The 26,094-nt window shown below is 70.7% G+C and carries 23 protein-coding genes and 1 pseudogene; 14 read left to right on the top strand and 10 right to left on the bottom strand.

What is annotated here, in order from left to right; translation table 11 throughout:
• Positions 1-141 precede the first annotated feature (141 nt).
• Genes bioB through bioD form a run of 3 tightly spaced genes read left to right on the top strand, consistent with a single transcriptional unit; the run spans position 142 to position 3,490 of the window.
• Positions 142-1,431, top strand: a complete 1,290-nt coding sequence (gene bioB / locus FHX73_RS38495) for a biotin synthase BioB (RefSeq protein ID WP_145910666.1) — start codon at positions 142-144, stop codon at positions 1,429-1,431.
• Entirely contained in the window at positions 1,431-2,750 is a 1,320-nt protein-coding gene (locus FHX73_RS38490) for an adenosylmethionine--8-amino-7-oxononanoate transaminase (RefSeq protein ID WP_145910665.1), read from the top strand. The genes bioB and FHX73_RS38490 overlap by 1 nt, the downstream gene beginning before the upstream one ends.
• Entirely contained in the window at positions 2,747-3,490 is a 744-nt protein-coding gene (gene bioD / locus FHX73_RS38485) for a dethiobiotin synthase (protein WP_145910664.1), read from the top strand. The genes FHX73_RS38490 and bioD overlap by 4 nt, the downstream gene beginning before the upstream one ends.
• Here the strand turns inward: bioD and FHX73_RS38480 are convergent.
• Entirely contained in the window at positions 3,450-3,668 is a 219-nt protein-coding gene (locus FHX73_RS38480) for a GNAT family N-acetyltransferase (RefSeq protein ID WP_145910663.1), read from the bottom strand. The genes bioD and FHX73_RS38480 overlap by 41 nt on opposite strands.
• 150 nt (positions 3,669-3,818) lie before the next feature.
• Between FHX73_RS38480 and FHX73_RS38475 the strand changes: the two genes are divergently transcribed.
• The 8 genes from FHX73_RS38475 (at position 3,819) to FHX73_RS38445 (ending at position 9,446) form a co-directional block, all read left to right on the top strand.
• Positions 3,819-4,082: a hypothetical protein gene (locus tag FHX73_RS38475; protein WP_145910662.1), complete on the top strand. Its 264-nt coding sequence runs from the start codon at positions 3,819-3,821 to the stop codon at positions 4,080-4,082.
• Positions 4,054-4,578, top strand: coding sequence for a DUF6879 family protein (locus FHX73_RS38470; protein ID WP_145910661.1), 525 nt, complete (start codon positions 4,054-4,056; stop codon positions 4,576-4,578). The genes FHX73_RS38475 and FHX73_RS38470 overlap by 29 nt, the downstream gene beginning before the upstream one ends.
• Positions 4,579-4,606: 28 nt before the next feature.
• Positions 4,607-5,455 (top strand): helix-turn-helix domain-containing protein, encoded by an 849-nt coding sequence (locus FHX73_RS38465; RefSeq protein WP_145910660.1) that lies wholly within the window; start codon positions 4,607-4,609, stop codon positions 5,453-5,455.
• A gap of 98 nt (positions 5,456-5,553) precedes the next feature.
• Positions 5,554-5,874, top strand: coding sequence for a hypothetical protein (locus FHX73_RS38460; protein ID WP_145910659.1), 321 nt, complete (start codon positions 5,554-5,556; stop codon positions 5,872-5,874).
• A 234-nt stretch (positions 5,875-6,108) separates the two neighbouring features.
• A complete protein-coding gene (locus tag FHX73_RS45295) occupies positions 6,109-6,246 on the top strand; it encodes a hypothetical protein (RefSeq protein WP_170305270.1) in 138 nt (45 codons plus the stop codon).
• A gap of 72 nt (positions 6,247-6,318) precedes the next feature.
• Positions 6,319-8,139 (top strand): albusnodin/ikarugamycin family macrolactam cyclase, encoded by a 1,821-nt coding sequence (locus FHX73_RS38455; protein ID WP_145910658.1) that lies wholly within the window; start codon positions 6,319-6,321, stop codon positions 8,137-8,139.
• Entirely contained in the window at positions 8,132-8,869 is a 738-nt protein-coding gene (locus FHX73_RS38450) for a lasso peptide biosynthesis B2 protein (RefSeq protein ID WP_246214146.1), read from the top strand. The genes FHX73_RS38455 and FHX73_RS38450 overlap by 8 nt, the downstream gene beginning before the upstream one ends.
• The gene (locus tag FHX73_RS38445) at positions 8,856-9,446 is read left to right on the top strand and encodes a GNAT family N-acetyltransferase (RefSeq protein ID WP_145910657.1); all 591 of its coding nucleotides are present in this window, start codon (positions 8,856-8,858) and stop codon (positions 9,444-9,446) included. The genes FHX73_RS38450 and FHX73_RS38445 overlap by 14 nt, the downstream gene beginning before the upstream one ends.
• On the opposite strand, the gene FHX73_RS38440 is transcribed toward FHX73_RS38445, so the two are convergent.
• Together FHX73_RS38440 and FHX73_RS38435 are read right to left on the bottom strand one after the other, a co-directional pair.
• Positions 9,424-9,852: a GNAT family N-acetyltransferase gene (locus tag FHX73_RS38440; RefSeq protein ID WP_145910656.1), complete on the bottom strand. Its 429-nt coding sequence runs from the start codon at positions 9,850-9,852 to the stop codon at positions 9,424-9,426. The genes FHX73_RS38445 and FHX73_RS38440 overlap by 23 nt on opposite strands.
• Positions 9,853-9,893: 41 nt before the next feature.
• Positions 9,894-10,574 (bottom strand): class I SAM-dependent methyltransferase, encoded by a 681-nt coding sequence (locus FHX73_RS38435; RefSeq protein WP_145910655.1) that lies wholly within the window; start codon positions 10,572-10,574, stop codon positions 9,894-9,896.
• Between the two features lie 316 nt (positions 10,575-10,890).
• On the opposite strand from FHX73_RS38435, the gene FHX73_RS38430 reads away from it, so the two are divergent.
• Positions 10,891-12,048 carry an ROK family protein gene (locus tag FHX73_RS38430; RefSeq protein WP_145910654.1) on the top strand — a complete coding sequence of 386 codons (1,158 nt, stop codon included), beginning with the start codon at positions 10,891-10,893 and terminating at the stop codon, positions 12,046-12,048.
• 63 nt (positions 12,049-12,111) lie between these two features.
• On the opposite strand, the gene FHX73_RS38425 is transcribed toward FHX73_RS38430, so the two are convergent.
• Positions 12,112-12,903, bottom strand: coding sequence for a GntR family transcriptional regulator (locus FHX73_RS38425; protein WP_145910830.1), 792 nt, complete (start codon positions 12,901-12,903; stop codon positions 12,112-12,114).
• Between the two features lie 299 nt (positions 12,904-13,202).
• Here FHX73_RS38425 and FHX73_RS38420 point away from each other — a divergent pair, with 299 nt between their 5' ends.
• Positions 13,203-14,006 (top strand): exodeoxyribonuclease III, encoded by an 804-nt coding sequence (locus tag FHX73_RS38420; protein WP_145910653.1) that lies wholly within the window; start codon positions 13,203-13,205, stop codon positions 14,004-14,006.
• Between the two features lie 36 nt (positions 14,007-14,042).
• Here FHX73_RS38420 and FHX73_RS38415 read toward each other — a convergent pair whose 3' ends face one another.
• From FHX73_RS38415 to FHX73_RS38395, 5 genes are all read right to left on the bottom strand, one after another.
• Positions 14,043-14,837, bottom strand: coding sequence for a hypothetical protein (locus tag FHX73_RS38415; RefSeq protein WP_145910652.1), 795 nt, complete (start codon positions 14,835-14,837; stop codon positions 14,043-14,045).
• Between the two features lie 62 nt (positions 14,838-14,899).
• Positions 14,900-15,715: a hypothetical protein gene (locus FHX73_RS38410; protein ID WP_145910651.1), complete on the bottom strand. Its 816-nt coding sequence runs from the start codon at positions 15,713-15,715 to the stop codon at positions 14,900-14,902.
• Positions 15,712-16,014 carry an acyl carrier protein gene (locus FHX73_RS38405; protein WP_145910650.1) on the bottom strand — a complete coding sequence of 101 codons (303 nt, stop codon included), beginning with the start codon at positions 16,012-16,014 and terminating at the stop codon, positions 15,712-15,714. The genes FHX73_RS38410 and FHX73_RS38405 overlap by 4 nt, the downstream gene beginning before the upstream one ends.
• Before the next feature lie 9 nt (positions 16,015-16,023).
• The gene (locus FHX73_RS38400; protein ID WP_145910649.1) at positions 16,024-17,772 is read right to left on the bottom strand and encodes a fatty acyl-AMP ligase; all 1,749 of its coding nucleotides are present in this window, start codon (positions 17,770-17,772) and stop codon (positions 16,024-16,026) included.
• Between the two features lie 49 nt (positions 17,773-17,821).
• Positions 17,822-18,634 (bottom strand): hypothetical protein, encoded by an 813-nt coding sequence (locus FHX73_RS38395; protein WP_145910648.1) that lies wholly within the window; start codon positions 18,632-18,634, stop codon positions 17,822-17,824.
• A gap of 454 nt (positions 18,635-19,088) precedes the next feature.
• Between FHX73_RS38395 and FHX73_RS46870 the strand changes: the two genes are divergently transcribed.
• Positions 19,089-19,388 (top strand): DUF6087 family protein, encoded by a 300-nt coding sequence (locus FHX73_RS46870; RefSeq protein WP_145910647.1) that lies wholly within the window; start codon positions 19,089-19,091, stop codon positions 19,386-19,388.
• 552 nt (positions 19,389-19,940) lie between these two features.
• Here FHX73_RS46870 and FHX73_RS38385 read toward each other — a convergent pair.
• A pseudogene (locus tag FHX73_RS38385) lies at positions 19,941-26,093 on the bottom strand (SDR family NAD(P)-dependent oxidoreductase); the annotation flags it as partial.
• Between the last annotated feature and the right edge of the window lies 1 nt (position 26,094).

Below are 26,094 nucleotides of genomic sequence, written 5' to 3'. Positions count from 1 at the left end.
GCTCTGCGAGGCGCAGGTCACAGGGACGACCCCCCAGCTCACCCTCAGGACCCGGCATGTGACAACTCGCACACCATCAACAGGCAGTTCTTGGACGGTTCGGTATGGCGCCGCCCGAGGTCCGACAGGCAGGATCGCCCTATGGATCTGCTCGACACCCTCGTTGCCAAAGGCCTGAACCGCGAGCTCCCCACCAGGGAGGAAGCACTGGCCGTGCTGGCCACCTCGGACGACGACCTGCTCGACGTCGTCGCCGCCGCCGGCAAGGTGCGCCGCCAGTGGTTCGGCCGCCGGGTCAAACTGAACTACCTGGTCAACCTGAAGAGCGGGCTCTGTCCCGAGGACTGCAGCTACTGCTCGCAGCGCCTCGGCTCCAAGGCCGAGATCCTCAAGTACACCTGGCTGAAGCCGGAGGAGGCCGCCAAGGCCGCCACCGCGGGCGTCGCCGGCGGCGCCAAGCGGGTCTGCCTGGTGGCGAGCGGGCGCGGTCCCACGGACCGCGACATCGACCGGGTCACCGACACCATCGGCGCCATCAAGGCCGCCGACCCGGCGGTGGAGATCTGCGCCTGCCTCGGCCTGCTCTCCGACAACCAGGCCGAGCGGCTGGCCGCGGCCGGCGTGGACGCCTACAACCACAACCTCAACACCTCCGAGAGCACCTACGGCGACATCAGCACCACCCACACCTACGCGGACCGGGTGGACACCGTGCAGAAGGCGCACGGCGCCGGCCTGTCCGCCTGCTCCGGCCTGATCGCCGGCATGGGCGAGACCGACGAGGACCTGGTGGACGTGGTCTTCGCGCTGCGCGAGCTGGGCTCCGACTCGGTGCCGGTCAACTTCCTGATCCCGTTCGAGGGCACCCCGCTGGCCAAGCAGTGGAACCTCACCCCGCAGCGCTGCCTGCGGATCCTGGCGATGGTGCGGTTCGTCAACCCGGACACCGAGGTGCGGATCGCCGGCGGGCGCGAGGTGCACCTGCGCAGCATGCAGCCGCTGGGCCTGCACATCGCCAACTCGATCTTCCTGGGCGACTACCTGACCAGTGAGGGCCAGGCCGGCCAGACCGACCTCGACATGATCAAGGACGCGGGCTTCGAGGTCGAGGGCCAGGGCGAGGCCTCGCTGCCGCGCCACCGCGCCGAGTACGCCGAGCAGTTGGCGGGCGGCTGCGGCGGCCACGGCGCGTCGGGCGGCTGCGGCGGCCACGGCGAGGCAGCGGCCGAGGCGGCCGGCGGCTGCGGCGGTGGCGCGTGCGGCCCGTGCGGCGACCAGCACGGCGAGGCGCCCGAGGCCGTCCCGGCCACCGCCTCGTCCACCGCCTCGGCGACCGCCGAGCAGGCCGCCGCCGACCCCGAGGGGCTGCGCAGCGACCTGGTGCGGGTCCGCCGCCGCGGCGCCGGCACCGAGCTCGCCCCCAACGCCTGATGGGTGTGAGCGACCTGACGACCACTCAGCAGACTCAGCAGCTGCTCGCGCTGGACCGCGCGCACGTCTGGCACCCGTACGGGCCGATGCCCTCGACGATCTCCTCCCAACTCGTCGAGTCGGCCGCCGGAGTGCGCCTGCGGCTGGCCGAACCGCTGGGCGGAAACCGCGAGTTGATCGACGGCATGTCGTCCTGGTGGGCGGCCCTGCACGGGTACAACCACCCGGTGCTGAACGCCGCCGTGCGCGAGCAGCTGGACCGGATGAGCCACGTGATGTTCGGCGGGCTCACCCACGAGCCCGCCATCCGGCTGGCCGCCCGCCTGGTGGAGATCACCCCCGAGCCGCTGCAGCACGTCTTCCTGGCCGACTCCGGCTCGGTGGCGGTCGAGGTGGCGATCAAGATGTGCCTCCAGTACTGGCAGTCCGTCGGGCGCCCGGCCAAGCGCCGGATGCTCACCTGGCGCGGCGGCTACCACGGCGACACCTTCCACCCGATGTCGGTCTGCGACCCGGTCGGCGGGATGCACCAGCTGTGGACCGGGGTGCTGCCGGACCAGCTCTTCGTCCCCGAGCCGCCGGCCGGCTTCGACGCCGAGGTCGACCCGGCCTACGCCGCCGAACTGGCCACCGCCATCGAGCGGCACGCCGACGAACTGGCCGCGGTGATCGTCGAACCGGTGGTGCAGGGCGCGGGCGGCATGCGCTTCCACTCCCCCGGCTACCTCACCCTGCTGCGCGAACTGTGCGACCAGCACGGCGTGCTGCTGGTCTTCGACGAGATCGCCACCGGCTTCGGCCGCTCCGGCGCGCTCTTCGCGGCCGACCACGCCGGGGTCTCCCCCGACGTGATGTGCCTGGGCAAGGCGCTCACCGGCGGCTACCTGACCATGTCAGCCACCCTGTGCACCGGCGAACTGGCCCACGGGATCAGCCGGGGCACCGTCCCCGTGCTCGCCCACGGCCCCACCTTCATGGGCAACCCGCTGGCCGCGGCCGTCGCCAACGCCTCGATCGAGCTGCTGCTCGACCAGGACTGGCAGACCGAGGTCAAGCGGATCGAACACGGGCTGCGCACCGGGCTCGCCGACCTCGCCGGAGCGCCCGGCGTGCGGGACGTCCGGGTACAGGGCGCGATCGGCGTGGTCCAGCTGGACCACCCGGTCGACATGGCGGCCGCCACCGAGGCGGCGGCCCGCGAGGGCGTCTGGCTGCGGCCGTTCCGCGACCTGGTGTACACCATGCCGCCCTACGTGACCGACGACGAGGACCTGGCGCGGATCGCCGCCGGAGTGGGAGCAGCGGCGGTGGCCGGATGAGCGACCGAGGACTGCTCTTCATCAGCGGCACCGGCACCGAGGTCGGCAAGACCGCGGTGACCGCCGCCGTCGCCGCCCTCGCCGTGGCGGCCGGCCGCTCGGTCGCCGTGCTCAAGCCCGGGCAGACCGGCATGGCCCCCGGCGAGGCCGGGGACTGCGCGGAGGTGGGCCGACTGGCCGGCCCCGCCGTGACGCTGCGCGAGCTGGCCCGCTACCCCGAGCCGCTCGCCCCCGACACCGCCGCCCGGCGCTCCGGCCTGCCCGCCCTGACGCTGAATCAGATCACCCTTACCATCAAGGAACTGACGGCCAGTCACGATCTTGTCCTGGTCGAGGGCGCGGGCGGCCTGCTGGTCCGCTTCAACGAGGACGGGCTGACCCTGGCCGACGTCGCCCGCGCCGTCGACGGCGAGGTGCTCAGCGTGGTGACCCCCGGCCTCGGCACCCTGAACGCCACCGCACTCAACGCCGAGGCCCTGCGGGCCCGCGGCCTGCGCACCCCGGGCATCGTGATCGGCAGCTGGCCTGCCTCCCCCGACCTGGCCATGCGCTGCAACCTCGCCGACCTGCCGAAGGACGCCGGCGCCCCCCTACTCGGCGCCCTCCCGGCCGGCGCGGTGGCCGACCCGACCGGCTTCGCAGAGCGCGCGGCCGCCGCACTGGCACCGCAGCTGGGCGGGCGGTGGGACGCGGAGGAGTTCAGCGCCCGCTGGGCTCCTGAGGCGCAGTCAGGGGCTTGACCCAGCGCCGCCACTGCTCCTCCCGCTCGTACCCGGAGGCCTGCCAGGTGAGGTGGGCCTCCGGGTTGGCGTCCAGCACCATGGCGTCCGCGCGGCGGGCGCCGAGCGCGGTGAAGCGGCGCTCGGCGGAACGCAGGAGGGCGGCGGCAATGCCCCGGCGGCGGTGCGGGCGATCCATCGCCTCGCGGCCGGAGTCCCTCGACTCAGAAGAGCCAACCGTCAATGCCTCAACTTCCCGAAGCTCCTGACAGACCGTAGATGTACACGCCACGATGGGTCACGCACATCCATGCAAGATCGCGCAAGCAATGTGACGTGAGGGGTGGACATGAAGGTACGGTTCATCGGTATCGACCCGGAGACCGGCCAGGGCAACAGTCCTACGGTGTGGGTGGACGAGGAAGTCGGGGACCTGCTTTGTCAGAGCTTCGGCGCTGACGAGGAGTCGATCGAAGGTTGCCTCGCGGCCGGCCACGGCCCGGACCACGACAACACGATCCCCGCCAACGAGACCGTGGTTCGGATCCCGGCCCGGATGATCCCGATTATCAGGAAGGCGTGCGATGAGGCAGAACGTTCCCAGCTTCGCTGAACTGCTGGACTCGGCCCGAGTCTCGGCGGTTCACCTGGAACTCCGCGATCAGTACGGCGTCGTGGAGGAAGCTGAGGAACTGGCCAAGTGGCGGCGTGGCGAGGCGGTAGACGTAGACCCCGACTCGGAGTACTGGCGCGGCTGGAGTGATCTCGTCCGGGGGATCGTCCGACGCGGCGTCACCGTCCAGCGAGCCCGGGTCGTGTCCGTCCCCGTGACGGACTACATCCGCTACGAGCACCACATCACCAGCGTGAACGCGGCGATCGGTGAGCAGGTTCGATGGCTCCCCCGCAGCGAGGCGTCGGGCATCGCGCTGCCCGGAAACGACTTCTGGCTCATCGACGGCCGAGCGGTCCGCTTCAACCTGTTCGATGGACCCGGCCGGGCGCTGGACCCGCAGTACTCGGAAGACCCCGAGGTAACCCAACTCTGCGCCTCTGCCTTCCAGGCTGTGTGGCACCGTGGCGTGGAGCACAAGAAGTTCGTGGTCTGATTCCACGACAACACCGGATAGCCAGCTCATGTCCCTGTCGCCGTCTTCGTCTGCCCAGGCAGCTCGGGAAGCTATCGCAAGCAGACTCCGAACTCTCAAGGCTGAGGCCCAGTTGAAGGGCAGCGAGCTGGCTGCCCGGTGCGGCTGGAGCGAGTCCAAGGTCTCTCGGATCACGCACACCAAAACGCCGCCATCGGATGACGACATCCTCCGATGGTGTGTCGCCTGCGGCGCGGAGGACCAGGCCGCGGACATCATCGCCGCCAATCGCCAGGCCGACGAGATGTACGTCCAGTGGCGCAAGGTCCATCGAGACGGGATGAAGCGCGCCCAAGATGCCGAGATGGAGCGGCTGGAGCAAACACGACTGACACGCGTCTACTACTCCAACGTGATCCCCGGGGTTACTCAACGCCGCGGATACGCAACGAGCTTGATGACGGCGATCACCCGGTTCCAAGAGACACCGAACGATGTCGATGCCGCCGTGGAGTCGCGGGTCGCCAGGTCGAACCTGTTCCGGCGAGCAAACCACCGGTTTGCGATGGTTCTCGAAGAGACCGTGCTGCACTATCCGTTCGGCGACGCAGACGCCATGCGCGAGCAACTCGGCTTCCTGCTAGAGATCATGAGACTCCCTCGGGTAAGCCTCGGGATCATCCCCCGGAACGCACCTCGTGAGATGTGGCCGCTCGAAGCCTTCTACATCTACGACGATCGCCAGGTGATGGCTGAACTGCTGTCAGCGGTCGTCACCATCACGACCCCTGGGGAGATCGCCTCCTACGACAAGGCGTTCAAGATCCTCGCCGGCATGGCCGTCTATGGGCCGCGGGCCAGGCACCTGATTCAGCAGGCCATCCACTCCTTCGAGTGACCTCATGCAAGACGGTGCAAGAAATTCGCACCGCCCAACAGCCCTTCCCTACGGTCTGTCTCGTGCCCCACCGCTCTGGTGAAGGAGACTGACCGAGGATGAGCGCCACCAGGTACGACCCCGCTGCCGCTCGTGCGAAGAGCAGGGCCCTGTACGCCGAACCGCCCTCCCCCAATCCTCCTCCGGCTCCCGTCGAGTTCCACATCACCTCCCAGGACGGCAATCCGGTGTCGCAGGCCCGGGAGACCGTCGTGCGGCTCGGCAAGAGCGTCTTCTTCCTCATCAAGCCCGACGTCCTGCCGGATGATCGTCGCCTCGGTCAGCTGGTTCGCGGTGCTGTGGCGGAGCCGGCCCCGGCCGTCGACTCCGAGCGTGCGGCGCCCCAGACCTTGTCGGCCTCGGCCTTGGTTCTCGCGTGACCAAGGCGGAGAAGGTGTCCGGCTGCAAGACGTGCGAGGGGCTGAGTGAGCTCGCTCGGACCGACGGCCTGAAGGTCACTTCGGTGCCTACCGCCATAGAGCGGTCCAAGGCGATCCACCGCCCGCGCTGCCCGCTCTGGCGGATCAAGGCGCGGCGCTGAAGGCGCCTCAAGATCTCCGTCGGCATCCCCGACGGATCGTTGCACCATCAATCAGAAAGGACGGAGCCGACAGATGAACGAGACCAGCATCGCGGCCGAGCACGACGAGGAGTTCGACGTCACCGTGATCGGCGACGCCGCTGCCCTGACCATGGGCGGCCTCGCCGACGGCGGCGAGGGCAAGCGGTTCGTGTACCAGTACACCAGCTGATTGGTGCCCTTCGGTGCGGCCCTTCGGGGCCGCACCGCTCCGCCTTTTCACCATCGCACTGGGAAGGTAACTATGGCTTTCGGGGGCTTCAGCAGTTCTGCGAAGGGAACCCCGCACCCGTTGGGAGCGACGCGACTGCATCCGCAGTCGAGCGTGTGGACGACCGGCATGACGCTGTCCCAGCTCCACGTCTTCGAGGACGACGTAGATCGCCGACTGTTCGTCCTTGGGCTGAGCGGCGCGCGGCCGGCGGATCTGAAGGCGTTGGGCAGCGCGCCCTTGCCGGTCGATCTGGCTTGGCGCTGGCCGGGGGTCTACGCGGTCGTGAGCGAGGCGGTACACGAAACGACGATCTTCACCGACCCGGCCGCCGCGCAGCCGGTCTACGTCACCCAGTTCGGTTCCGGATGGGCCTGGTCGTCTTCGGCGCAGTTACTCGCGCGGCTCAACAAGGCTCCTGTCGATGTGCGGCGGCTCGCCACTGCGGTGTTCACTCCGCTGCTCCCCGCTGTCGTTGCGGGCCGGTCGTTCTTCTCCGGGGTTGAGCAGTTGCCGCCGGGTGCTCGAACCCGACTCGTTCCGGGCAGCTCACCCGAGATCACGAACGTCTGGCTGCCACTGCCTGACTCCGAGGCCGAGCCAACTCTGCTCCTCCGTCACACGCTTGAGAACGCTGTGGGGCTGCGGCTTGCCGACGGCCCGTTCACCACGGACCTGTCAGGCGGCCTCGACTCCTCATCCATCACACTCCTGGCAGCTCGCCAAGCGCCGGGTGACGTGCGCGTCAACGCCGTCACGGCTCATCCCGAGGGCGACGAGACGGGTGCGGACCTCCGATTCGCCCGGCTCGTGGCCGACTCGATGCCAGGTCGGATCGAGCATCATCTACTGCCGACGCAACGCGAGCACCTGCCGTACACCGGGATCACCGACGTACCCGCCGCTGATGAGCCGGCCCCGTCCACACTGGCCTGGGCTGGGCTGCTCCGGCAGTTGGAGTGGATGACCGATCGATTCGACACCACACTTCATCTGACCGGTGACGGCGGGGATAGCGTCTGCTCCCAACCGCCGGTCCAGCTCGCGGATCTGGTGCGACACCGGCACCTCCACGCTGCCTTTCACCAGGCGGCGGGCTGGGCTCGACTCAGGCATCTTCCGTTCGCACATGTCCTCCGGCAAGCGTTCACAACGGCCCGACTCACCCGGGCTGACGCGCTCTCCTTGCTTGACGAACAGCTCGTCCGAAGCCCGTCCTCCTCGGTGGCCAACAGCGTCCATTGGTGCGCACCCGTGCAACTCCCGGCTTGGACTGGTGCCGAGGTCTTGCCGCAACTGCGGGGTGAGATAGGGCGCGTGGCGACTGCCCCAGACCCGTTCGTGGGTCTCGATGCCGGGGTCCGCACGCTCATTGACGAGATTCGTGAGGTGGCCCGGACGGCACAGGCGGATGCCGCGCTGGCGGAGGACGTCGGTATCCGGCTTCGCAACCCCTTCCTGGACGCCAGCGTGGTCAACACCCTGCTGCGGGTCCCGCTCGAAGCCCGCCCACCCGTGTACGCCTACAAGCCGCAACTGGTGCAGGCGATGAGTGATCTGCTGCCGGTTCCGCTCGCCGCCCGCATGTCCAAGGGCGCATTCAATGCCGACTTCTACACCGGTCGGCGGGCGAACCTGGATGCCCTGCTCAGCCTGGCGGATGGGCTCCTCGCTGCCTCGGGCCTGGTCGAGCCGCATGCCCTTCGCCTCGCGTTGAAGCAGGCCGCGATGGGCATGCCCGTCCCTACGGGGATTCTGGACCGGACGATCGCCGTCGAGGCGTGGCTCCTGTCTCTTGACCGCCAGTCGGAGTCGCAGTGGGTCGAGGCACAGGGAGTGGAAAACCGTGGCTGAGTCGCCTTCGTTCGTGAGCATGCCCCAGCACGTCCGTGCTCTGGACTTCGGGCACGCCGTTGTCCTGGTGAACTACCACAACGGCCAGGTCAGCACCCTAACGGCGTCGGCTGGCGCAGCTCTCCGTCACGCGGCGGAGTTAGGCGACGCCCGGCATCTCCCGAAGCCGCTACTGAAGTCGCTGCTGGCGGCGGGCTTGCTACTAGTGACCGACCGGCCACGGCCGGGGCGGAACGTCCGCGAAGTGGAGGCGCCGAAAGCAAGCTGGGGCGGCACCGAGTTCCGGGCCGGGCTGGCTCCTCCCCCGCCGGTCCCGCGTACCCGGACTCTGGCGGCAGCTACCGCCCTCTGCGTGGTTCACGTCGTCAAGGCCGCAGGCCCGGAGGATGAAGCGATGGGCCGCGTCCTCAAGCTGGTTCACTCCGCCAGTAGGACGCGTCGGGGACGGCCGGCGACCACTCGCGAAGCCGAACAGGCCGTCCACGCCGTACGAAGCGCGGGCTGGTACTCGCCCGGACGAACCAACTGCCTGGAGGAGTCGGCCGCCGCGACACTGCTGCTCAACATGACGGGGAAGAAGGTGGTTTGGCGCCACGGGATCGCTCCCGACCCGATACGGTTGCACGCCTGGGTCGAGACCGTTGACGGCGATGCCGTCGCCGAATCTGCATCAATCGGCTTGTTCACACCGATCTTTAGCATCACCGGAGTTCACCATGGCGTCCGCTGAACAGATCATCTGGCTTTCCGACGGCACCTGCGGCCTCGGCCCGCTCCGGGAGGACCTGGCGGAGGAGTACTGGCGCTGGGACGAGGACCCGACTTCCCTGATCGGTTACGGGCGCCCGGTTCCCGAGTCGCTGAAGAGCCGGACACAAGGACTCCAGCAGCAGCTACTCGGCAGGAACATCCGGTTCACCGTCTACGACGTCACAGAGGCCGGGAATCCGGTGCCCAGCGGCATGACCACGCTCCAACCCGACAACTACGTCCGCACCGCCGAATACATCCTTGTCATCGCACCCGAGGCACGTGGCAAGGGCCTCGCTACCCGAGCCACCAGGCTGACGCTGGACTTCGGATTCCACGTCGCCAACCTCCGGTCGATCTGGCTCAAGGTGCTCGCGCCCAACAAGTCCGCCGTCCGGGTCTACGAGAACGCCGGCTTCGAGCACGTCGGCGCGCTCCGCCAGGCCGGGTACTGGCGCGGCGCGGTGTGCGACGAGCTGATCATGGACGCGCTGGCCGCGGACTTCTCCGGTCCCAGCGTTCTGGCGTCGGACTCTAAAGCTCCGTCAGGGGCTTGACCCAGCGCCGCCACTGCTCCTCCCGCTCGTACCCGGAGGCCTGCCAGGTGAGGTGGGCCTCCGGGTTGGCGTCCAGCACCATGGCGTCCGCGCGGCGGGCGCCGAGCGCGGTGAAGCGGCGCTCGGCCGCCCGCAGCAGGGCGGCGGCGATGCCCCGGCGGCGGTACTCGGGGGCGACCGCGAGGCGGTAGAGGGAGGCCCGCCAGCCGTCCCAGCCGGCGATCAGGGTGCCCACGATCTCGTCGTCCTGCTCGGCCACCAGGAGGGCCTCCGGGTCGCGCTCCAGCAGCCGGGTCACTCCCGCGACGTCGTCGGAGACGCTGGTCCCCTTGGCTGCCCGGGCCCAGAAGTCGAGTAGCGCGGCCACCTCGGTGGGCTCCGCCGGTCGGACGATCAGATCACTCATGTCGTCAGTCCTAGCAGGGCCAGCGCCCGGCCTCCCACTGGTTATCGCGGGTCGAGACGCCAGACCGTGGTCGTCTTGAGCGCCGTGTCCTCCAGGTCGGCCACCACCGGCACCTGGTACGCCGCGACGCTGGTGAAGCGCTCGCGCGGCAGGTACGCCCGGCCCGGGTCCCCGACGACCACCTCGGCGCCCCGCGCCCGGGCCCGCTCCAGGAAGGGCAGGAAGCGGGCGGCCATGGTGCGCTCGTAGAAGACGTCGCCGGCCAGCACCACCTCGGCCGGCCCACCGTCGCCGTCCAGCACGTCCTGGGCCAGGGCCTCGACCCGCACCCCGTTCGCCGCCGCGTTCACCTCGGTCGCGGCGATCGCGTACGGGTCGATGTCGATGGCCAGCACCGAACTCGCCCCGCACAGCGCGGCCGCCACCGCGACCAGGCCCGAGCCCGCCGCCAGGTCCAGCACCCGGCGCCCCGCGACCGTCTCCGGGTGGTCCAGCACGTAGCGGGCCACCGCCACCCCGCCAGCCCACGGGAAGGCCCAGAACGGCGGCGGCAGGCCCACCTCGCCCCGGGCCGCCTCCAGCGCCTCCCAGAGCTCCAGCACCTCCTCGGCCATGTGCAGCTCGATCTCGGGAACGAACGGCACCGGCCCCCGGCGGGTCCGCTCCCGGACGAAGGCGGCGAGCTCCGCGGCGTCGAGCAGCAGACGGGATTCGTTCGGCATGCGCGCAGCATACGGGCGTCGGCCCGACCGGCCGAAACCCGCACGCGCGGCGCCGCGCACCCCACCCGAACAGGTGGTCCGCACCATGGGGTTGCCGGTCCGATAGGTCACTTTTCGATACAGAACCGGCGATGAGCTGCACCGATGCTCGCGGGCCGGTCGGGGCGCGGCTAGGATCCGGCTGACGCCCCTTCCGACGTGCGGCGCTCCCTCGTGACCCGTCGTCGGAACGGCGGTGCGCGGGGTCACCGGCGGCATCCGCGCGCAGGTGAAACGCGCGCCAGGGCAGTCGCGCGATGTGCGGAAAGGCAGCGACTTGGCTGATCGGCTCACCGGAGGAGACTCCTCGCTCCTGCGTCGGATCAACGCCGCCGTCACACTCCGGTCGCTGCGCGACGGCCAAGCCGTCACCCTGACCCAACTGGTCGGCGACACCGGGCTGTCCCGGCCGACCGTGGAAGGCGTGATCGACGGCCTGCTGGAGAGCGGACTGGTCGCCGAGGTGGACCAGAACCAGGACGGCGGGCGGCAACGCGGCCGCCCCGCCCGCTGGTTCCGGTTCCGCGCCGAGGCCGGGCACATCCTGGGCATCGAGGTCGGCGTCCACATGATCCGCGCCGTGCTGGCCGACCTGGCCGGCCAGCAGGTCGCCGGCCTGGCCCGCGAGGTGGCCGAGACCGCCGAGGTCGAGGACCGGCTGGGCGTGGTGCGCACGGTGGTCGCCGAGGTGCTGCGCAAGGCCGGGGTCTCCCGGGACAGCCTCTGGGCGGTCGGCGTCGGCACGCCCGGCATCGTGGACCGCGAGGGCACGGTGCGGCTCGGCACCGCGATGCCCGGCTGGACCGGCCTGGACCTGGGCGCCAAACTGCGCCGCTCGTTCCGCTGCCCGGTGCTGATCGAGAACGACGCCAACCTGGCCGCCATCGCCGAACACTGGCAGGGCGCCGCCGTCGGCATGGGCGACGTGGTCTTCGTGCTGGCCGGCCTGAGCCCCGGCGCCGGCTCGCTGATCAACGGGCGGCTGCACCGCGGCTTCGGCGGCGCGGCCGGCGAGATCGGCGCGCTGCACCTGCTCGGCCAGGAGGCCACCCCCGAACGCCTGCTCTCCACCACCGGCAAGCCGCTCGCCCCGCTGGACGAGGCCGCCGTGGCCCGGGTGCTCACCCTGGCCCGGGAGGGCGACGAGGTGGCCCGGGTCGCGATGGACCGCTTCCTGCGCCGCCTGGTGCACGACGTCACCGCCCTGGTGCTCGCCATCGACCCGCAGCTGGTGGTGATCGGCGGCTGGGCCGCCGGACTCGACGACACCCTGGGCCCGCTGCGCGAACAGCTGGAGCTCTCCTGCCTGCGGGCACCCGAGGTGGCGCTCTCCTCGCTCGGGGAGGAAGTGGTCGCGCTCGGCGCGCTGCGGCTGGCGCTGGACCAGGTGGAGGAGCAGCTCTTCGCGGTGGACCCGCCGGTCGCCCGGAACTGACGCGACGACAGCGAAGGGGCCCGCTCACCGAGCGGGCCCCTTCGCCTTTCGTTCTTCCCTGGATCAGCTCGCGGTGCGGAAGTCCGCCGGCACCGGGGTGACCTCGACCAGGCCGGTCTCCCCGAAGGTCAGCCGGCAGGTGTCGGCCCGGTAGGTGGAGACCGCCACCGCGGCCAGCCGACCGGCCGAGGCGTACTGCGTGGTCACCACCAGCACGGGGGTGCCCGGCGGGCGCTGCAGCAGCAGCGCCTCGTCCGCCTCGGCCACGCCGAGCTCGACCGACCGGGACTCGCCGTCCACGGTCAGCCGTTCCATCCGGCGCAGCAGCGCCCGCCCCTCGTCCTCCGGCCCGGCGCCGCTGCCCGCGGCGCCGGACAGACGGATCTCGGGCAGCATCGCCAGCGCCGAGTCCGGCACGTGCAGGGCCTCGGTGGCCACCGTCTTGCCCTGCTCCACGCGCAGCCGGCGCACGGTGTGCACCTGCTCGCCGACCGGCACGCCGAGCGCCTTGGCCAGCTGCTCACCGGCCGCGGCCACGGCGAAACCCACGGTCTGCCAGGCCTGTTCGCGGCTGCCGCCCGGCCAGCCCTCCTCCTGCCGGCTCACCTGCACGCCGACCCGCGGGGCGGCGACCAGGGTGCCGATGCCGCGCCGGCGGACCAGGCGGCCCTCCAGCTCCAGCTGGTCGAGGGCCTGACGCAGGGTCGCCCGGGCCACGTTGAACCGGGCGGCCAGCTCGCGCTCGTTCGGGATCACCTGACCGGTGGAGAACTCGGTGTCGATGGCGCGCAGCAGCACCGTGCGCAGCTGCCAGTACTTCGGCTCCGGTACCGCCGTGAGCTGAGCTGTCCCCACCGTGTCCTCCACCCTGGCCGGGCCCGGCCGCCGCTGTGGTGACAGCCGCCCGGCGTCCTGAAGGACCTGCTGCTCCGGCAGGTTGAGCCTGGTGACGGGCCGGAGCATTATCCGTCCTTCTTTATTAAAGGTCCTTGCAGTAAGTGACCCTAGGTGGTCGTCCGGGAGATGGTCAAGACCAATGACACGGGCTTGACCCGGCCGCCACGGACCTTAACCAGGCCTTAACCATTCAAGGGACGACTGGCCACTCGCGTGGCCCGCGAAACGCTGTCGGCGGCGGCCGGTAGGCTGCCTCGGTGATCGTGACGACTGTGAACGTGAACGGAATCCGGGCCGCGGCGAAGAAGGGCTTCGTCGAATGGCTCGCCTCGACCTCGGCCGACGTGGTCTGCCTGCAGGAGGTGCGCGCCGAGACCGCCCAGCTGCCCGCCGAGGTGCGGGACGCGGCCGGCTGGCACGCGGTCTGGGCCCCGGCCGCCGCCAAGGGCCGGGCCGGCGTGGCCGTGCTCTCCCGCACCGCTCCGCAGGCCACCCGGATCGGCTTCGGCTCCGCCGAGTTCGACGACTCGGGCCGCTACGCCGAGATCGAACTGCCCGGCCTGACCGTCGCCAGCCTCTACCTCCCCTCCGGCGAGGTCGGCACCGACCGGCAGGACGAGAAGGAACGCTTCATGGCCGAGTTCCTCACCCACCTCACCGACCTCAAGGCCCGCGCCGCCGCCGACGGCCGCGAGGTCGTGGTCTGCGGCGACTGGAACATCGCCCACCGCGAGGCCGACCTCAAGAACTGGAAGGCCAACCAGAAGAACGCCGGCTTCCTCCCCGAGGAGCGCGCCTGGCTCACCCGCGTCCTCGACGAGGCCGGCTACGTCGACGTCGTCCGCGCCCACCACCCCGAGCAGGAGGGCCCCTACAGCTGGTGGTCCTACCGCGGGCGCGCCTTCGACAACGACTCCGGCTGGCGGATCGACTACCTGATGGCCAGTCAGAAACTCGCGGACACCTGCACGGAAGCGTACGTCGAGCGGCCGGCCTCGCACGCGGAACGCTGGTCCGACCACGCACCCGTCACCGCCGTCTTCGGCACCGGGGCGCACTGAGCCTCGCCGAAGAGTCGGTGATTCCGAAACGATCGGTCACTCGTCCCAGGCGAGGCTCTGGTTGGGCGGCAGCGGGGCGCTGGCCGTCCCGCTCTCCCAGTCGCCCACGGTCCGGTGGTCCCACTTGAGCAGTGTGCCGGCATTGCGCTCGCACTTGTCGAAGTCGAGCACGCCGTAGCCGCGGTAGACGTCGATGGTCTGCGTCAACTGCTCGTACCCCTTGCCCGACTTGTACTCCATCTCCACCTCGGTCCGGACGACTGCGAGGTGGAGCTTTCCGGCCTTGCGCGACAGGACCCCGACCTGCTGGTTGCTCTTCTTCTGCGCCTGCCCTTCGTTCTGGATCGCCAGCGTGGCCATCTTCCTGATGGTCGTCATGACGCCCTCGAAGTCATCGGGCGTCATGACGTTCTGGATCAGGTCCGACACCGCGTTGACGCCCTTCTCCAGGGAGAGCGCGGAGATGGACGCAGTACGGGTGTCGTACGTGTACGTCAGGAAGAACGGGATCGTGGAGAACTTCTGGAGGAAGTTGCTCCAGGCGGCCGGGGCGAAGGTCGTGGACTCCGGGTTGAACGCGCTGGCGCTCTCAGCCTTGTGCATGATGGTGCTGGCGACCGACTCCCACGAGCCGAAACTCGCCAGCGGCCCCAGGTCGGGCAGCGAACTGCCGTCTCCCGCCGCCTTGTTGCCCACCGCCTGGTCCTTTCCCACCGAGTCGATCAGCGCGAGCGCGGCGATCGCGCCGACCTCCAGCTCGGGGGCAGGCGTCCGCCACAGCGCGAGCTCCACGGCCTCTCGGCGCAACTGGGACTGGCTGATCTCGATCATGACCGCTCCTTGTCTGCGGGTGAGGTGCTGCGGCGGGATGGGACGGCGTTCGCCACAGGGGCTCAGTTGCCCCAGGCGGGGCTGGTGTTGGGGGGGTACGGGAAGCTGGCGGTGCCGTAGAGCCAGTCGTCCAGATCCCGCCCTCCCCACTCCAGCAGCGTCCCGGCGTTGCGGATGCACATGTCGTAGTCGAGGCTCCCGAAGAGACGACTGACGGTGATCTGCTGGTTGAGCTGCTGGTACCCCTTGCCGGTCCGGTACTCCATCTGCACCACGGTCCGGAGCAACCCGAGGCGCAACTGCCCGTTCGCCACGGTCAGGACCCCCTGCTGCACGTTGCTGTTCTTCTGCTGCAGCCCCTTGTTCTCGACCGCCAACTGTCCGATCTTCTTGATGGAGTTGATGACGCCGGTCAGCGCATCCGACGACAGCAGCCCGCCGAGCAGCTCGCTCACCATCCAGATGGCCGGCCCCAGCGAGAGGGACGAGATGGACGCACTGAGGGTGTTGTCAACGAGGTTGACGAGGAACGGCATCGACTGGAACTGGCTCGCGAAGACGACCCACGCGAAGAGATCGAACTGCGTGGACGACTGATCGAAGCCGGCGGACTCCTCCGTCTTGCGCAGGATGGTGGCGGCCACCGACTGCCACGAGCCGAAGGGCGCCAGCGGCCCCAGGGCGGGCAGCCCGCTCCCGTCCTCGTGATAGGCGTTGCCGACTCCCGTCTCCTGGTCGCTCGTGTCGAGCGCGCGGCCGTCGGGGCCCAGCAGTCCGAGCTTCGCCAGCAGCTCCGGCGGGGGCGGCTGCCGGGTCTGCGCCCACAGGGCGATCTCCAGCGCTTCCCGCTGCGACTGCTGCGTACTCAGGGCGCTCAAGGTCGTCCTCCGGCAGTCAGGACGCGCTCGCGGCGTGCCGCGCGCGATTCGCAGATCAACCGCTCGATGTCCTGCACCGTCTCCACCTGGGGGATGGCCTGGAAGCCCAGGTTGACCTCGAAGCCCAACTCGACCGCGCCCAGAAGGCGCAGGAGCATCATGGAGTCAACCCCTGGCAGCTCCCTCACCATGGTGGTGTCCCTGATCTCCGCGGGCCCCTCCGCGCCGCCGGTGTCCAACTTCTCGCGAATCAGCGAGTGGAGCTGATCCCGCTCCCGGGGACTCAGTCGGGTGTCCATGGCTGCTCCTCAATTCGTCAATGAGGGTGTACGGATGGTGTTCGGCTCGTCGGGGAGCGCGCTCCAGTGGCCGTCGAGGTACTGCCGTCGCGTCCTGCTCCGCTTCAGCTTGCCGCTGGAGGTCTTGGGCAGCTCCCCCGGCACCAGCAGGAGGACCTCCGCCACGGCCAGGGACAGCCTCGTCTGGATGTGACCGCGAACCTGCCGCGCCACCGTGGCGGCGTCCCCCGCGCGGAGCTCGGCGACGATCACCACCTCCTCGGTGGCCCGGCCCGGCCGGGTGAAGGCCACGACGTTGCCCTTGCGCAGGCCGGGCACCTCGGCGGCAGCCCACTCCACCGTCTGGGGGTCGTGGTTGCGCCCGTTGATGATCAGCAGGTCCTTCTTACGGCTCGTCACGTAGAGGACGCCGTCGGCCAGGTATCCGCAGTCCCCGGTGTGCAGGCCGTGCGCCGTGAAGCTGCGCCGGGTCGCCTCCGCGTCACCGTGGTAGCCCGCGGCCACGCTCGGCCCCTGGAAGACCACCTCGCCGATGTGCCGCTCCGGGAGCGGATTCCCCTCCTCGTCCACGATGAGGACGCGGTGACCCGCGATGGGGCGTCCGCACGGCACGAGCGCCACCCGCGCGCCGGCGGGCGCCGCCTCCGGGGCGGGCCGCGCGAGGCCGCGCGAGTGGTAGGGCTCCTGCTCGATGACGTCCAGGGCGAGCGGAACCCCGATCTCGCCGAACGAGACGGCGAGCGTCGCCTCCGCCATGCCGTAGCACGGCACGACGGTCCCCGGCCGCAGCCCCGCCGCCGCGAAGTACGCCGCGAAGGAGCGCAGCGTCTCCGGGTGATTGGGCTCGGCGCCGCAGCCCACGACCCGCACGCAGGACAGGTCCAGCCGCTGGAGCTCCTGCGCCGGGGTGTGCTTGACGGCCAGCGCCAGGCCGAAGTTGGGCGCGAAGGTCACGGTCGCGCGGTGACGGCTCACCGTTTCCAGCCAGAGCCCCGGTGAGAACGCGAAGCGCAGCGTCGGCAGGAAGGTCACCGGGCAGCGCGCGATCAGCGGCGCCAGCACGAAACCGACCAACCCCATGTCGTGGTACATGGGCAACCAGCTCACGCCACGGTCCCGCCCGCCGTCGAGGCCGATGGCGCTGATGATGGCCGCGCAGTTGGCGAGCACGCTGCCGTGCGTGACCCGAACTCCCTTGGGGGCCGCCGTGCTCCCCGAGGTGAACTGCAGGAACATCACGTCCTGCGGGAGGATCGCCTCGGGTTGCGGCGCGCTCCCCACCAGGGGCTCGGCGAAGAACTCCTCCGGGTCGAGGACCCGCAGGCCCTCGACCGCGTGGAGGAGTGGGTCCAGCAACTCCGCCAGGTTCCGGGGCACCACGAGCGCGCGGGCTCCCGCCGCGCGCAGGATGCCGGCAGCGTCCTCGCAGTACGCCTCGAACTTGCCGACGCCCAGGGGCGGGTACATGGGGACCGGGATGACGCCCACCGAGACCGCACCCAGGAAGGTGAGGACGAACTCCTGCTCCTGCGGGACGATCAGCGCCAGGCGCTCCCCCTTGCGCCAGCCGCTCCGGAGCAGCCGGCGCCCCCGGCGCAGAGCCTCCCTCGACAGCTCCGACCAGCTCAGGAAGAGCTCGCGCCCGTCCTCCTGGACGAAGGTGTAGCCGCCGTCCGAGTGGCCGAGGTTCTCGGCGAGGACCTGGAGGAAGGTCGGGGCCGTCACTCCCTCGGGAGGCAGCGCTTCTTCAGGAAACATGGGACCTGCCGAGGGAGTCCGGTGGATCGCGGAAAGGCCTTGAACCGACTCACTTGTTCCAGGCGGGGCTCTGGTTGGGCGGCAGCGGGGCGCTGGCCGTCCCGTTCTCCCAGTCATCCACGTTCTGGCCGTCCCACTTGAGGATCGTGGGGGCTTGGCGCTTGCACATCTCGAAGTCGAGCACGCCGTAGCCGCGGTAGACGTCGAGGGTCTGCGACAGCTGCTCGTACCCCTTGCCCTTCTTGTACTCCATCGACACCGCGGTCCGAACGGCACCCAGGTAGAGCTGGCTCGCATTGCGCGACAGGACACCGACCTGCTGGTTGCTGTTCTTCTGCGTCTTCCCCTCGCTCTCGAGCGCCAGCTGGGCGATCTTCTTGATGCTCGTCACGACGCCGGTGAAGTTCTCCGGCGTCATGATGTTCTGGATCAGGTCCGACACCGCGTTGACGGCGTTCTCCAGGGACAGCGAGGAGATGGCCGCGTTGCGGATGTCGGCCACGTACGTCAGGAAGAACGGGATCGTGGAGAACTTCTGGAGGAAGTTGTTCCAGGCCACCACGTCGAAGGTCGTGGCCCCCGGGTTGAAGTTACTCATGGTCTCGGCCTTGTGCACGATGGTGCTGGCCACGGACTCCCACGAGCCGAAACTCGCCAGCGGCCCCAGGTCGGGCAGCAGACTGCCGTCTCCCGCCGCCTTGTTGCCCACTCCCTGGTCGCTGCTCTCGTCCGCCGCCTCCGTCTTGCCCCCGATCAGCGAGAGCTCGGCGATCGTGGTGGCGTCCAGTTCGGGGCAGGGCGTCTGCCACAGCGCGATCGCCACTGCCTCGCGGTGCAACTGGGACTGGCTGATCTCGGTCATGACTGCTCCTTGTCTGTGGGTGAGGCACTGCACAGCGGGACGGGGCGACGTTGGACGAGGGGGACTCAGCTGTCAGGGGCGGGGCCGGTGTTGGGCGACACAGCGCAACCGTCCGTGCTGCTGACTCGGGCATTCACGTCCTGGAGACCCCACGCGAGCAGCGCTCGGGACATCGGATAGTTCGTGTCCCGAGCATCGGATGGTTCGCATCCGGACTTTAGGGTGTACGCACGGCTTTCACCGATTCGGACCAGTCAGCATCCAGGAGCGGCCGCTCACTGAAGGCGGTCGGTACGCACTCGTCCGGGCGCTTCCCGCTTCCACGGAGTGATCTCCGCGGAGGCGTCCAGGTCCTCGAAGAACCGGTTGTCGGCCGGCGCCTCGCGGGGCGCGTCCCCGACCCGCCGGTCGGTACCCTGGCACGCGAGTCAGCTCCAACGTGAGGAACCGCAGGATGGACGACGAGCCGCTGTCCGAGTGGGCGGAACGCCGTGATGCGAGGATCGGGCAGCTCCGCGCTGCCCCCATAAGCACGGGAGACGGCCCCAAGGGGTCACACCTGAACCCGGGCGTGCCGCGCGCCATCGAGAGATGGAACGGACACACCTGGGAGCCCTTCGCAGTGGCCGCCAACCTCGCAGAGGCTCAGCGCATCCTGTTCCCAGGCGCACAGGACCCCCCGGTTTCAGCTCCAGTGCCCAACCCCCTGGGGCCTGGCACGGGAAGGCACAGGAAGCCCCCGACGCCCCGCTGACAACCGACGAAGGCCCCGTCCCTCATTTGGGACGGGGCCTCGCTGCTCATGCCGGCCCTGCTCTGACGCGCCGGCGGCTCGGGGCGCCGGGACCACGTCGGGTGGATGGCGGCAACCCGGCAGCGGGCCGTCGTGCTGGACCGGCCACGCCCGTGCCGATCCGCTGGCTGGGCTCCCAACGGGATTGCGCTGCTCGGTGGTTGACGCGACCAGCCCCTGCCGGCAGGTCGGAAACCTGCTCGCAGGGGCTGGTGACGGACGCCTTCCGTTTGCACGTTCACTGCGCTGTGCTCCGCAGCTTCAGGACCACAGCTCTGTCCCGGCGGCCTCGCGACGTGGACGTCGCGAGGCCGCCGGGACAGACACTCCGGCTCCTACCGGTCAGCCCACCATCTCCAGCAGTGCCTGGAGGCGGGAGCGGGCGAAGCCGCGCAGTTTCTCGTCGAGGTCCCCGTCCTTCGTGAGGGCCGTCTCCAGGTTGGCGAGTTGCTCGACGATGTCCTCGCCGGCCGGTGCCAAGGTGTCACCGAACTCTTCGAGCAGGAACCGGGCGAGCTCGTCCGGGGCCCGGTAGTCGAAGACCAGGGTGGCGGGGAGGGTGAGGCCGGTCTCGGTCGCGAGGCGGTTGCGGAGTTCCAGGGCGGTCAGGGAGTCGATGCCCATGTCGCGGAAGGGCCGCTGGACGTCGAGGTCCCCGGGACGGCTGTGGCCCAGGACGACGGCGGCGGCGACCCGGATGACCTCCAGGATCTCCTGCTCGCGCTCGGCCGGGCTGAGCGGCGCCAGCCGCGCCGCCAAGCTGACCGCACCCGTGTCCGCGGCAGCAGCCACGGCTGCGGTCGGGCGGGCGGGGGCGGCGGCGGCCAGGCCGCGCAGCAGCGGGAGCAGCGGGCGTCCGGGGCGTGCCAGGGCGGTCAGGTCCAGTCGGGCCGGGACCGTCAACGGCGTGCCCAGCGCGGCGGAGGCTTCGAAGAGCGCCATGCCCTGTTCCGTCGTCATCGGCTCGATGCCGCCACGGCGCAGACGGGACATGCCGGTGCCGTTGAGGTGCCCGGTCATCTCGGAGGTCTGGGCCCACAGGCCCCAGGCCAGCGACTGGCCGGGCAGGTGGCGGTCGCGGCGGTGGGCGGCCAGCGCGTCCAGGAACGCGTTGGCAGCGGCGTAGCCGGCCTGTCCGGGGTTGCCCACGACGGCTGCGGCCGAGGAGTAGAGGACGAACCCGGCCAGGCCCGCGCCCTCGGTCAGCTCGTGCAGGTTCCACGCCGCGTCGGCCTTGGCTGCCATGACGTTCGCGATCCGCCGCGGTGTCAGCGACTCCACCGTGGCGTCGTCGATCACACCGGCGGCGTGCACGACTGCCGTCAACGGCGACTCGATCCGCGCCAACACGGCGGCGAGGGCGTCCCGGTCGGCGGCGTCGCCGGCCTGCACCCGCACCTCCGCACCCGAAGCGGCCAACTCCGCTGCCAGGCGGGCCGCTCCCGGCGCGACCGCGCCGCGCCGGGACATCAGCACCAGGTGCCGCATGCCACGGACGTTCACCAGGTGCCGGGCCAACTCCCCGCCCAGCGTGCCGGTTCCACCCGTGACGAGCACCGTGCCCTGCGGGTCCCACTCGGCGGGGACGTTCACGACGACCTTGCCGAGGTGCCGGGCCGCCTGCAGGTAACGCAGCGCGGCCACCGCCTGGGACAGCTCGAAGCTCGTCACCGGCGGCGGGACCACCGTGCCGGCCTCGAACATGCCACCGAGCTCGGCCAGCATCTCCGCGACGCGCGGCACACCCGCGTCCATCAGGTCGAAGGCCTGGTACACCACTCCCGGGTAGGACTCGGCGACCTGCGCGGCATCGCGGATGTCGGTCTTGCCCATCTCGACGAACCGGCCACCGTGCGGCAGCAGTCGCAACGAGGCGTCCGTGAACTCCCCGGCCAGGGCGTTGACGACCACGTCCACGCCCTCGCCACCGGTCTCGGCCAAGAACCGCTCACAGAAGGCCAGATCACGGGTCGAGGCGATGTGGCTCTCGTCCACACCCATGGCCCGCAGCGCATGCTGCTTGGCCGGGCTGGCGGTCGCGAAGACCTCCAGCCCCCAGGCCATGGCCAGTTGCACCGCAGCCGTGCCAACTCCACCGGTACCAGCGTGGATCAGCACCCGCTGACCGGCGCGGGCCTGGCCCAGATCCCGCAACGCGTAGAACGCGGTGAGGAACCCGACCGGCACGGCCGCAGCCTGTTGGAAGGACCAGCCCTGCGGGATCGGGGCAAGCAGCCGGCTGTCCACGACGCCGACCGGCCCCCAACCGGGCACCAGGCCCATCACCGGCTGACCGACCGTCAGGCCGTCTACCCCAGCACCGACCTCCAGGACAACACCGGCGCCCTCGCCGCCGAGGACCCGGCCGTCGGAGACCATGCCCAGACCGGCCACCACGTCACGGAAGTTGACGCCCGCCGCACGCAGGCCGACCCGGACCTGACCCTCCGACAGCTCGGCGCCCGACTCCGGAGCGTCGACGACGGCCGCACTGCCCAGGTCGCCCGGCTGGGTCACCTCGACCCGCCAGTCCGAACCACCGGGAAGCATCAGCTCACCGGACGCACCGGCCCGGGCCAGCCGCCGACCGAACGCCGCGATTCCCCCGGCCTCGGGGCGGATGCGGACCTCGAACTCGTCGGCGTCCAACACTGCCGCCAGGACGGTCTCCACGTCGGCGTCGCGGCTGGGGTCCAGGCCGGCTGACGGGTCGACATCGACCAGCAGCAGACGGCCCGGGTGCTCCGACTGCGTCGACCGGATCAGACCCGTCACCGCTGCGGCAGCCAAGTCCTGCCCGGCGGCCGCACCCTGGGTCCAGATCACCAGGCGCGCGTCGTCGGTGTCGGGGTCGCCGAGCCACTCCTGCACCCAGTCCAACACTGTTGCGACGGCCTGCTGGGCCGCCTGCGGCGCCGAAGTACCGGGCTCAGCAGCCGGAACGGCCGCCACAACCACCGACGCCAGCTCGGACCCACCGTGCCGAGCCCACTTCACTGCGGCGGCCGGGACCTGCGGAAGCGGGACCCAGTCCACCGTGAACAGCGACTGCCAGGCCTGCCGACCGGGCCCGGCGAGCTGACCGGCCGAGGCCTCACGCAGCACCAACGAGCGTGCCTGCAGGACCGGTTGACCGACGCCGTCGAACGCCGTGACCGAGATCCCACCGGGCCCGGGGGCCAGCACCACTCGCAGGTGGCGCGCACCGCCGGCCAGCAGCCGCACGCCCGACCAGACGAACGGCAGCCCAGTCCCACCCCCGCTGCCACTGCCGCTGCCGGCGTTGTTGCTGGCGCCGGCGGCCAGCAGACCGTGCAGGGCGGCATCGAGCAGAGCGGGGTGCAGGCCGTACCCGGCAACATCCGCTTCTGTGGCCTGGGGCAGCTCGACCTCGGCGTAGACGGTGTCCCCGGCCTGCCAGACCTGGCGCAGGCCCTGGAACGCCGGGCCGTAGCCGTAACCGCGCTGGGCGAACATGTCGTACGCACCGTCGACCGGCACCAGCTCCGCACCGGCGGGAGGCCAGGCAGCCAGCGGGGCCGGGACGGGCTCGCTGCCGGCCGGGGCCAGCACGCCGGCGGCGTGCCGGACCCATTCGCCCGCACCCTCGCGCGACGAGACGGTGACCGTTCGCCGACCACTCTCGCCGTCGCTGTCGCCGACCTGGACCTGCAACTGCACGCCACCGGCGGTGGGCAGGAGCAGCGGTTCCTGGAGGGTCAGTTCCTCCAGCGTGCCGCAACCCGCAAGGTCACCGGCATGGATCGCCAGGTCCACGAACGCGGTACCAGCCATCAGCACCGTGCCGTGCACCGTGTGGTCGCCCAACCACGGCATCGCGGCCAGCGACAGACGACCCGTCAGGACCAAGCCATCGCCCTCGGCCAGCCAGACCTCGGCCGCCAACAGCGGGTGGCCGGAACGCTGCTGACCAGCCGACGAGGCATCCCCGCGACCCGCCACGGCCTTTGGCCAGTAGTGCTGACGCTGGAACGGGTAGGTCGGCAGGGTGATCTTGCTCGCGCCGTCGGTGGTCACCGCCGCCCAGTTCACCTCGACACCGGCCGCGTAGGCGCCGGCCAGCGAGGTCAGCCAGCGGCCACGGCCGCCGTCGCCGCGCTGCAGACTGCCCACGGCCACCAGGTCCTCGCCGGCCTGTGCGATCGCCAAGCCCAGCACGGGGTGCGGGCTGGCCTCGACGAAGACGCGGTGGCCCTCCTCCACGAGTTCGGCGATGACCTCGCCGAAGCGCACCGTCTGACGCAGGTTCCGGTACCAATAGCCGCCGTCCAACTCGGCGGTGTCCAGCAGCCGGGCCTCAAGCGTCGAGTAGAACGGCACCGAACCGGAGACCGGGGACACCCCGGCCAGGTCCTCGGCCAGCCGGTCGTTGACGGCTTCGACGTGCGCGGTGTGCGAGGCGTAGTCGACCGCAATCTGCCGTGCGCCGCGATCGCCGTAGGCCTCCGCGAACTCCACGCACGCCTGCGCGGCACCGGCCACCACGACCTGCCTCGGGCCGTTGACAGCGGCCACCGACAGGTCCTGGCCCCAGCGGGAGATCCACTCCCCCACCTCGTCCAGACCGGCCGGCACCGAGACCATCCCACCCGTACCCGCCAGACTCGCCAACGCCCGGCTGCGCAGGGCAACCACACGGGCGCCGTCCTCCAGGGACAGACCACCGGCGACACACGCCGCAGCGATCTCACCCTGGCTGTGACCCGCCACCGCGGCCGGCTCCACGCCGTTCGCGCGCCACAGCTCGGCCAAGCTGACCGCCACCGCCCACGACGCCGGCTGAACCACGTCCACCCGCGCCAACAGCTCCGCGTCGCCCAGGACATCACGCAACTGCCAGTCGACGAACGGCGCCAACGCCTGCGCACAACGCTCCATCGCCGCCGCGAACGCGGGCTCCTCGTCCCACAGTTGCAGGCCCATCCCGACCCACTGCGCACCCTGACCAGCGAACACGAACACCGGCCGCGACACCGAACCAGCAACCCCGCTCACCACACCGGGCGCCTCCTGCCCCGTTGCGGCGGCGGTCAGACCCGCCAGCAGCTGGTCGCGGTCCTCGCCCACCACCGCCAGGCGGTGCGAGAACGCCGTGGTCCGCGTCACCGCCAGCGACAGCGCCACATCCTTGGCCGCGACCTCCGGCCGCGCCGTCAGGAACTCCGCCAGCCGACCCGCCTGCGCTGCCAACGCGGCATCAGAGCGCGCCGACAGCACCCACGCCACCGGACCCGACCCAGGCTCCAACTCCTCCTGGACAGCGGCTTCCTGAGCAGGCTGCTCAAGGATGAGGTGCACGTTGGTGCCGCTGATCCCGAACGCCGACACACCGGCCCGACGCGGCCCGGCACCCGCCGGCCACTCACGCGGCTCGGTCAGCAGCTCCACCGCCCCGGCCGACCAATCCACATGCGTGGACGGGGCGTCCACGTGCAGCGTCTGCGGCACCAACCCGTGCCGCATCGCCTGCACCATCTTGATCACGCTGGCCACGCCGGCCGCCGCCTGCGTGTGGCCGATGTTCGACTTCACCGAACCCAGCAGCAGCGGCCGGTCCTCCGGCCGGTCCTGACCGTACGTCGCCAGCAGCGCCTGCGCCTCGATCGGGTCACCCAGCGACGTGCCCGTGCCATGCGCCTCCACCACGTCGACATCGCTCGGCCGCAGACGCGCACTGGCCAGCGCAGCCCGGATCACCCGCTGCTGCGAGGGCCCGTTCGGCGCCGACAGGCCATTGCTGGCCCCGTCCTGGTTGACCGCACTGCCTGCCACGACCGCCAGCACCCGGTGCCCCCGGGCGCGGGCGTCGGACAGCCGCTCCAACACCAGCACGCCGACGCCCTCACCCCACCCGGTGCCGTCAGCAGCCTCCGCGAACGGCTTGCACCGGCCGTCGGCAGCCAACCCCCGCTGCCGCGCGAACTCCGTGAACGCACCCGGGCTGGCCATCACGGTGACGCCACCGGCCAGCGCGACCCCGCACTCCCCGGACCGCAGCGCCTGCGCGGCCAGGTGAATCGCCGTCAGCGACGAGGAACACGCCGTGTCAATGGAGACCGCAGGCCCCTGCAACCCCAGCGAGTAGGCCACCCGCCCCGACGCCACACTCGCCATGGTTCCGGTCAGCCCGTAGCCGCCGGCACCGTCCTGGCCCCCGACCCGGTACCCGGACGTGATGACCCCGGCGTAGACCCCGGCATCGGTGCCACGCAGCGAGCCCGGATCGATCCCCGCGTCCTCCAGCGCCTCCCAGCACGTCTCCAGCAACAGCCGCTGCTGGGGATCCATCCCCAGTGCCTCACGCGGACTGATGCCGAAGAACTCCGCATCGAACTCACCGGCGTTGTCCAGGAAACCACCCACCCGGGCATAACCCGCACCGCCGTCACCGGAGTCCGGGTCAGGCCGGCCGGCCGCGTCCCAGCCGCGGTTCGCCGGGAAACCCGACATCGCGTCGGAGCCTCCGGCGACCAACCGCCAGAACCCCTCCGGGTCTTCGACCCCGCCCGGGAACCGGCAGCCCATGCCGACGATCGCCACCGGCTCGCGAATGCTCTCCTCAAGCCTCTGCAGTCGGTTCTGCAGCTGCCGACCGTCGTTGATGGCCCGCTTCAGATAATCCCGAAGCTTGTCTTCCTCGGACATG

It is taken from the genome of Kitasatospora viridis, assembly GCF_007829815.1.
GTDB classification, from domain to species: Bacteria; Actinomycetota; Actinomycetes; order Streptomycetales; family Streptomycetaceae; genus Kitasatospora; species Kitasatospora viridis.
This window is presented reverse-complemented; position numbering and strand designations above follow the sequence as displayed.

Coding starts and splice junctions, on each gene's coding strand:
- FHX73_RS38415 (WP_145910652.1), bottom strand. CDS start 14,837: ATGATCGAGATCAGCCAGTCCCAGTTGCGCCGAGAGGCCGTGGAGCTC.
- FHX73_RS38440 (WP_145910656.1), bottom strand. CDS start 9,852: ATGAGTGATCTGATCGTCCGACCGGCGGAGCCCACCGAGGTGGCCGCG.
- bioB (WP_145910666.1), top strand. CDS start 142: ATGGATCTGCTCGACACCCTCGTTGCCAAAGGCCTGAACCGCGAGCTC.
- FHX73_RS38475 (WP_145910662.1), top strand. CDS start 3,819: ATGAAGGTACGGTTCATCGGTATCGACCCGGAGACCGGCCAGGGCAAC.
- FHX73_RS38470 (WP_145910661.1), top strand. CDS start 4,054: ATGAGGCAGAACGTTCCCAGCTTCGCTGAACTGCTGGACTCGGCCCGA.
- FHX73_RS38465 (WP_145910660.1), top strand. CDS start 4,607: ATGTCCCTGTCGCCGTCTTCGTCTGCCCAGGCAGCTCGGGAAGCTATC.
- FHX73_RS38405 (WP_145910650.1), bottom strand. CDS start 16,014: ATGGACACCCGACTGAGTCCCCGGGAGCGGGATCAGCTCCACTCGCTG.
- FHX73_RS38480 (WP_145910663.1), bottom strand. CDS start 3,668: ATGGATCGCCCGCACCGCCGCCGGGGCATTGCCGCCGCCCTCCTGCGT.
- FHX73_RS38435 (WP_145910655.1), bottom strand. CDS start 10,574: ATGCCGAACGAATCCCGTCTGCTGCTCGACGCCGCGGAGCTCGCCGCC.
- FHX73_RS45295 (WP_170305270.1), top strand. CDS start 6,109: ATGAACGAGACCAGCATCGCGGCCGAGCACGACGAGGAGTTCGACGTC.
- FHX73_RS38455 (WP_145910658.1), top strand. CDS start 6,319: ATGGCTTTCGGGGGCTTCAGCAGTTCTGCGAAGGGAACCCCGCACCCG.
- FHX73_RS38460 (WP_145910659.1), top strand. CDS start 5,554: ATGAGCGCCACCAGGTACGACCCCGCTGCCGCTCGTGCGAAGAGCAGG.
- FHX73_RS38445 (WP_145910657.1), top strand. CDS start 8,856: ATGGCGTCCGCTGAACAGATCATCTGGCTTTCCGACGGCACCTGCGGC.
- FHX73_RS38490 (WP_145910665.1), top strand. CDS start 1,431: ATGGGTGTGAGCGACCTGACGACCACTCAGCAGACTCAGCAGCTGCTC.
- bioD (WP_145910664.1), top strand. CDS start 2,747: ATGAGCGACCGAGGACTGCTCTTCATCAGCGGCACCGGCACCGAGGTC.
- FHX73_RS38400 (WP_145910649.1), bottom strand. CDS start 17,772: ATGTTTCCTGAAGAAGCGCTGCCTCCCGAGGGAGTGACGGCCCCGACC.
- FHX73_RS46870 (WP_145910647.1), top strand. CDS start 19,089: ATGGACGACGAGCCGCTGTCCGAGTGGGCGGAACGCCGTGATGCGAGG.
- FHX73_RS38395 (WP_145910648.1), bottom strand. CDS start 18,634: ATGACCGAGATCAGCCAGTCCCAGTTGCACCGCGAGGCAGTGGCGATC.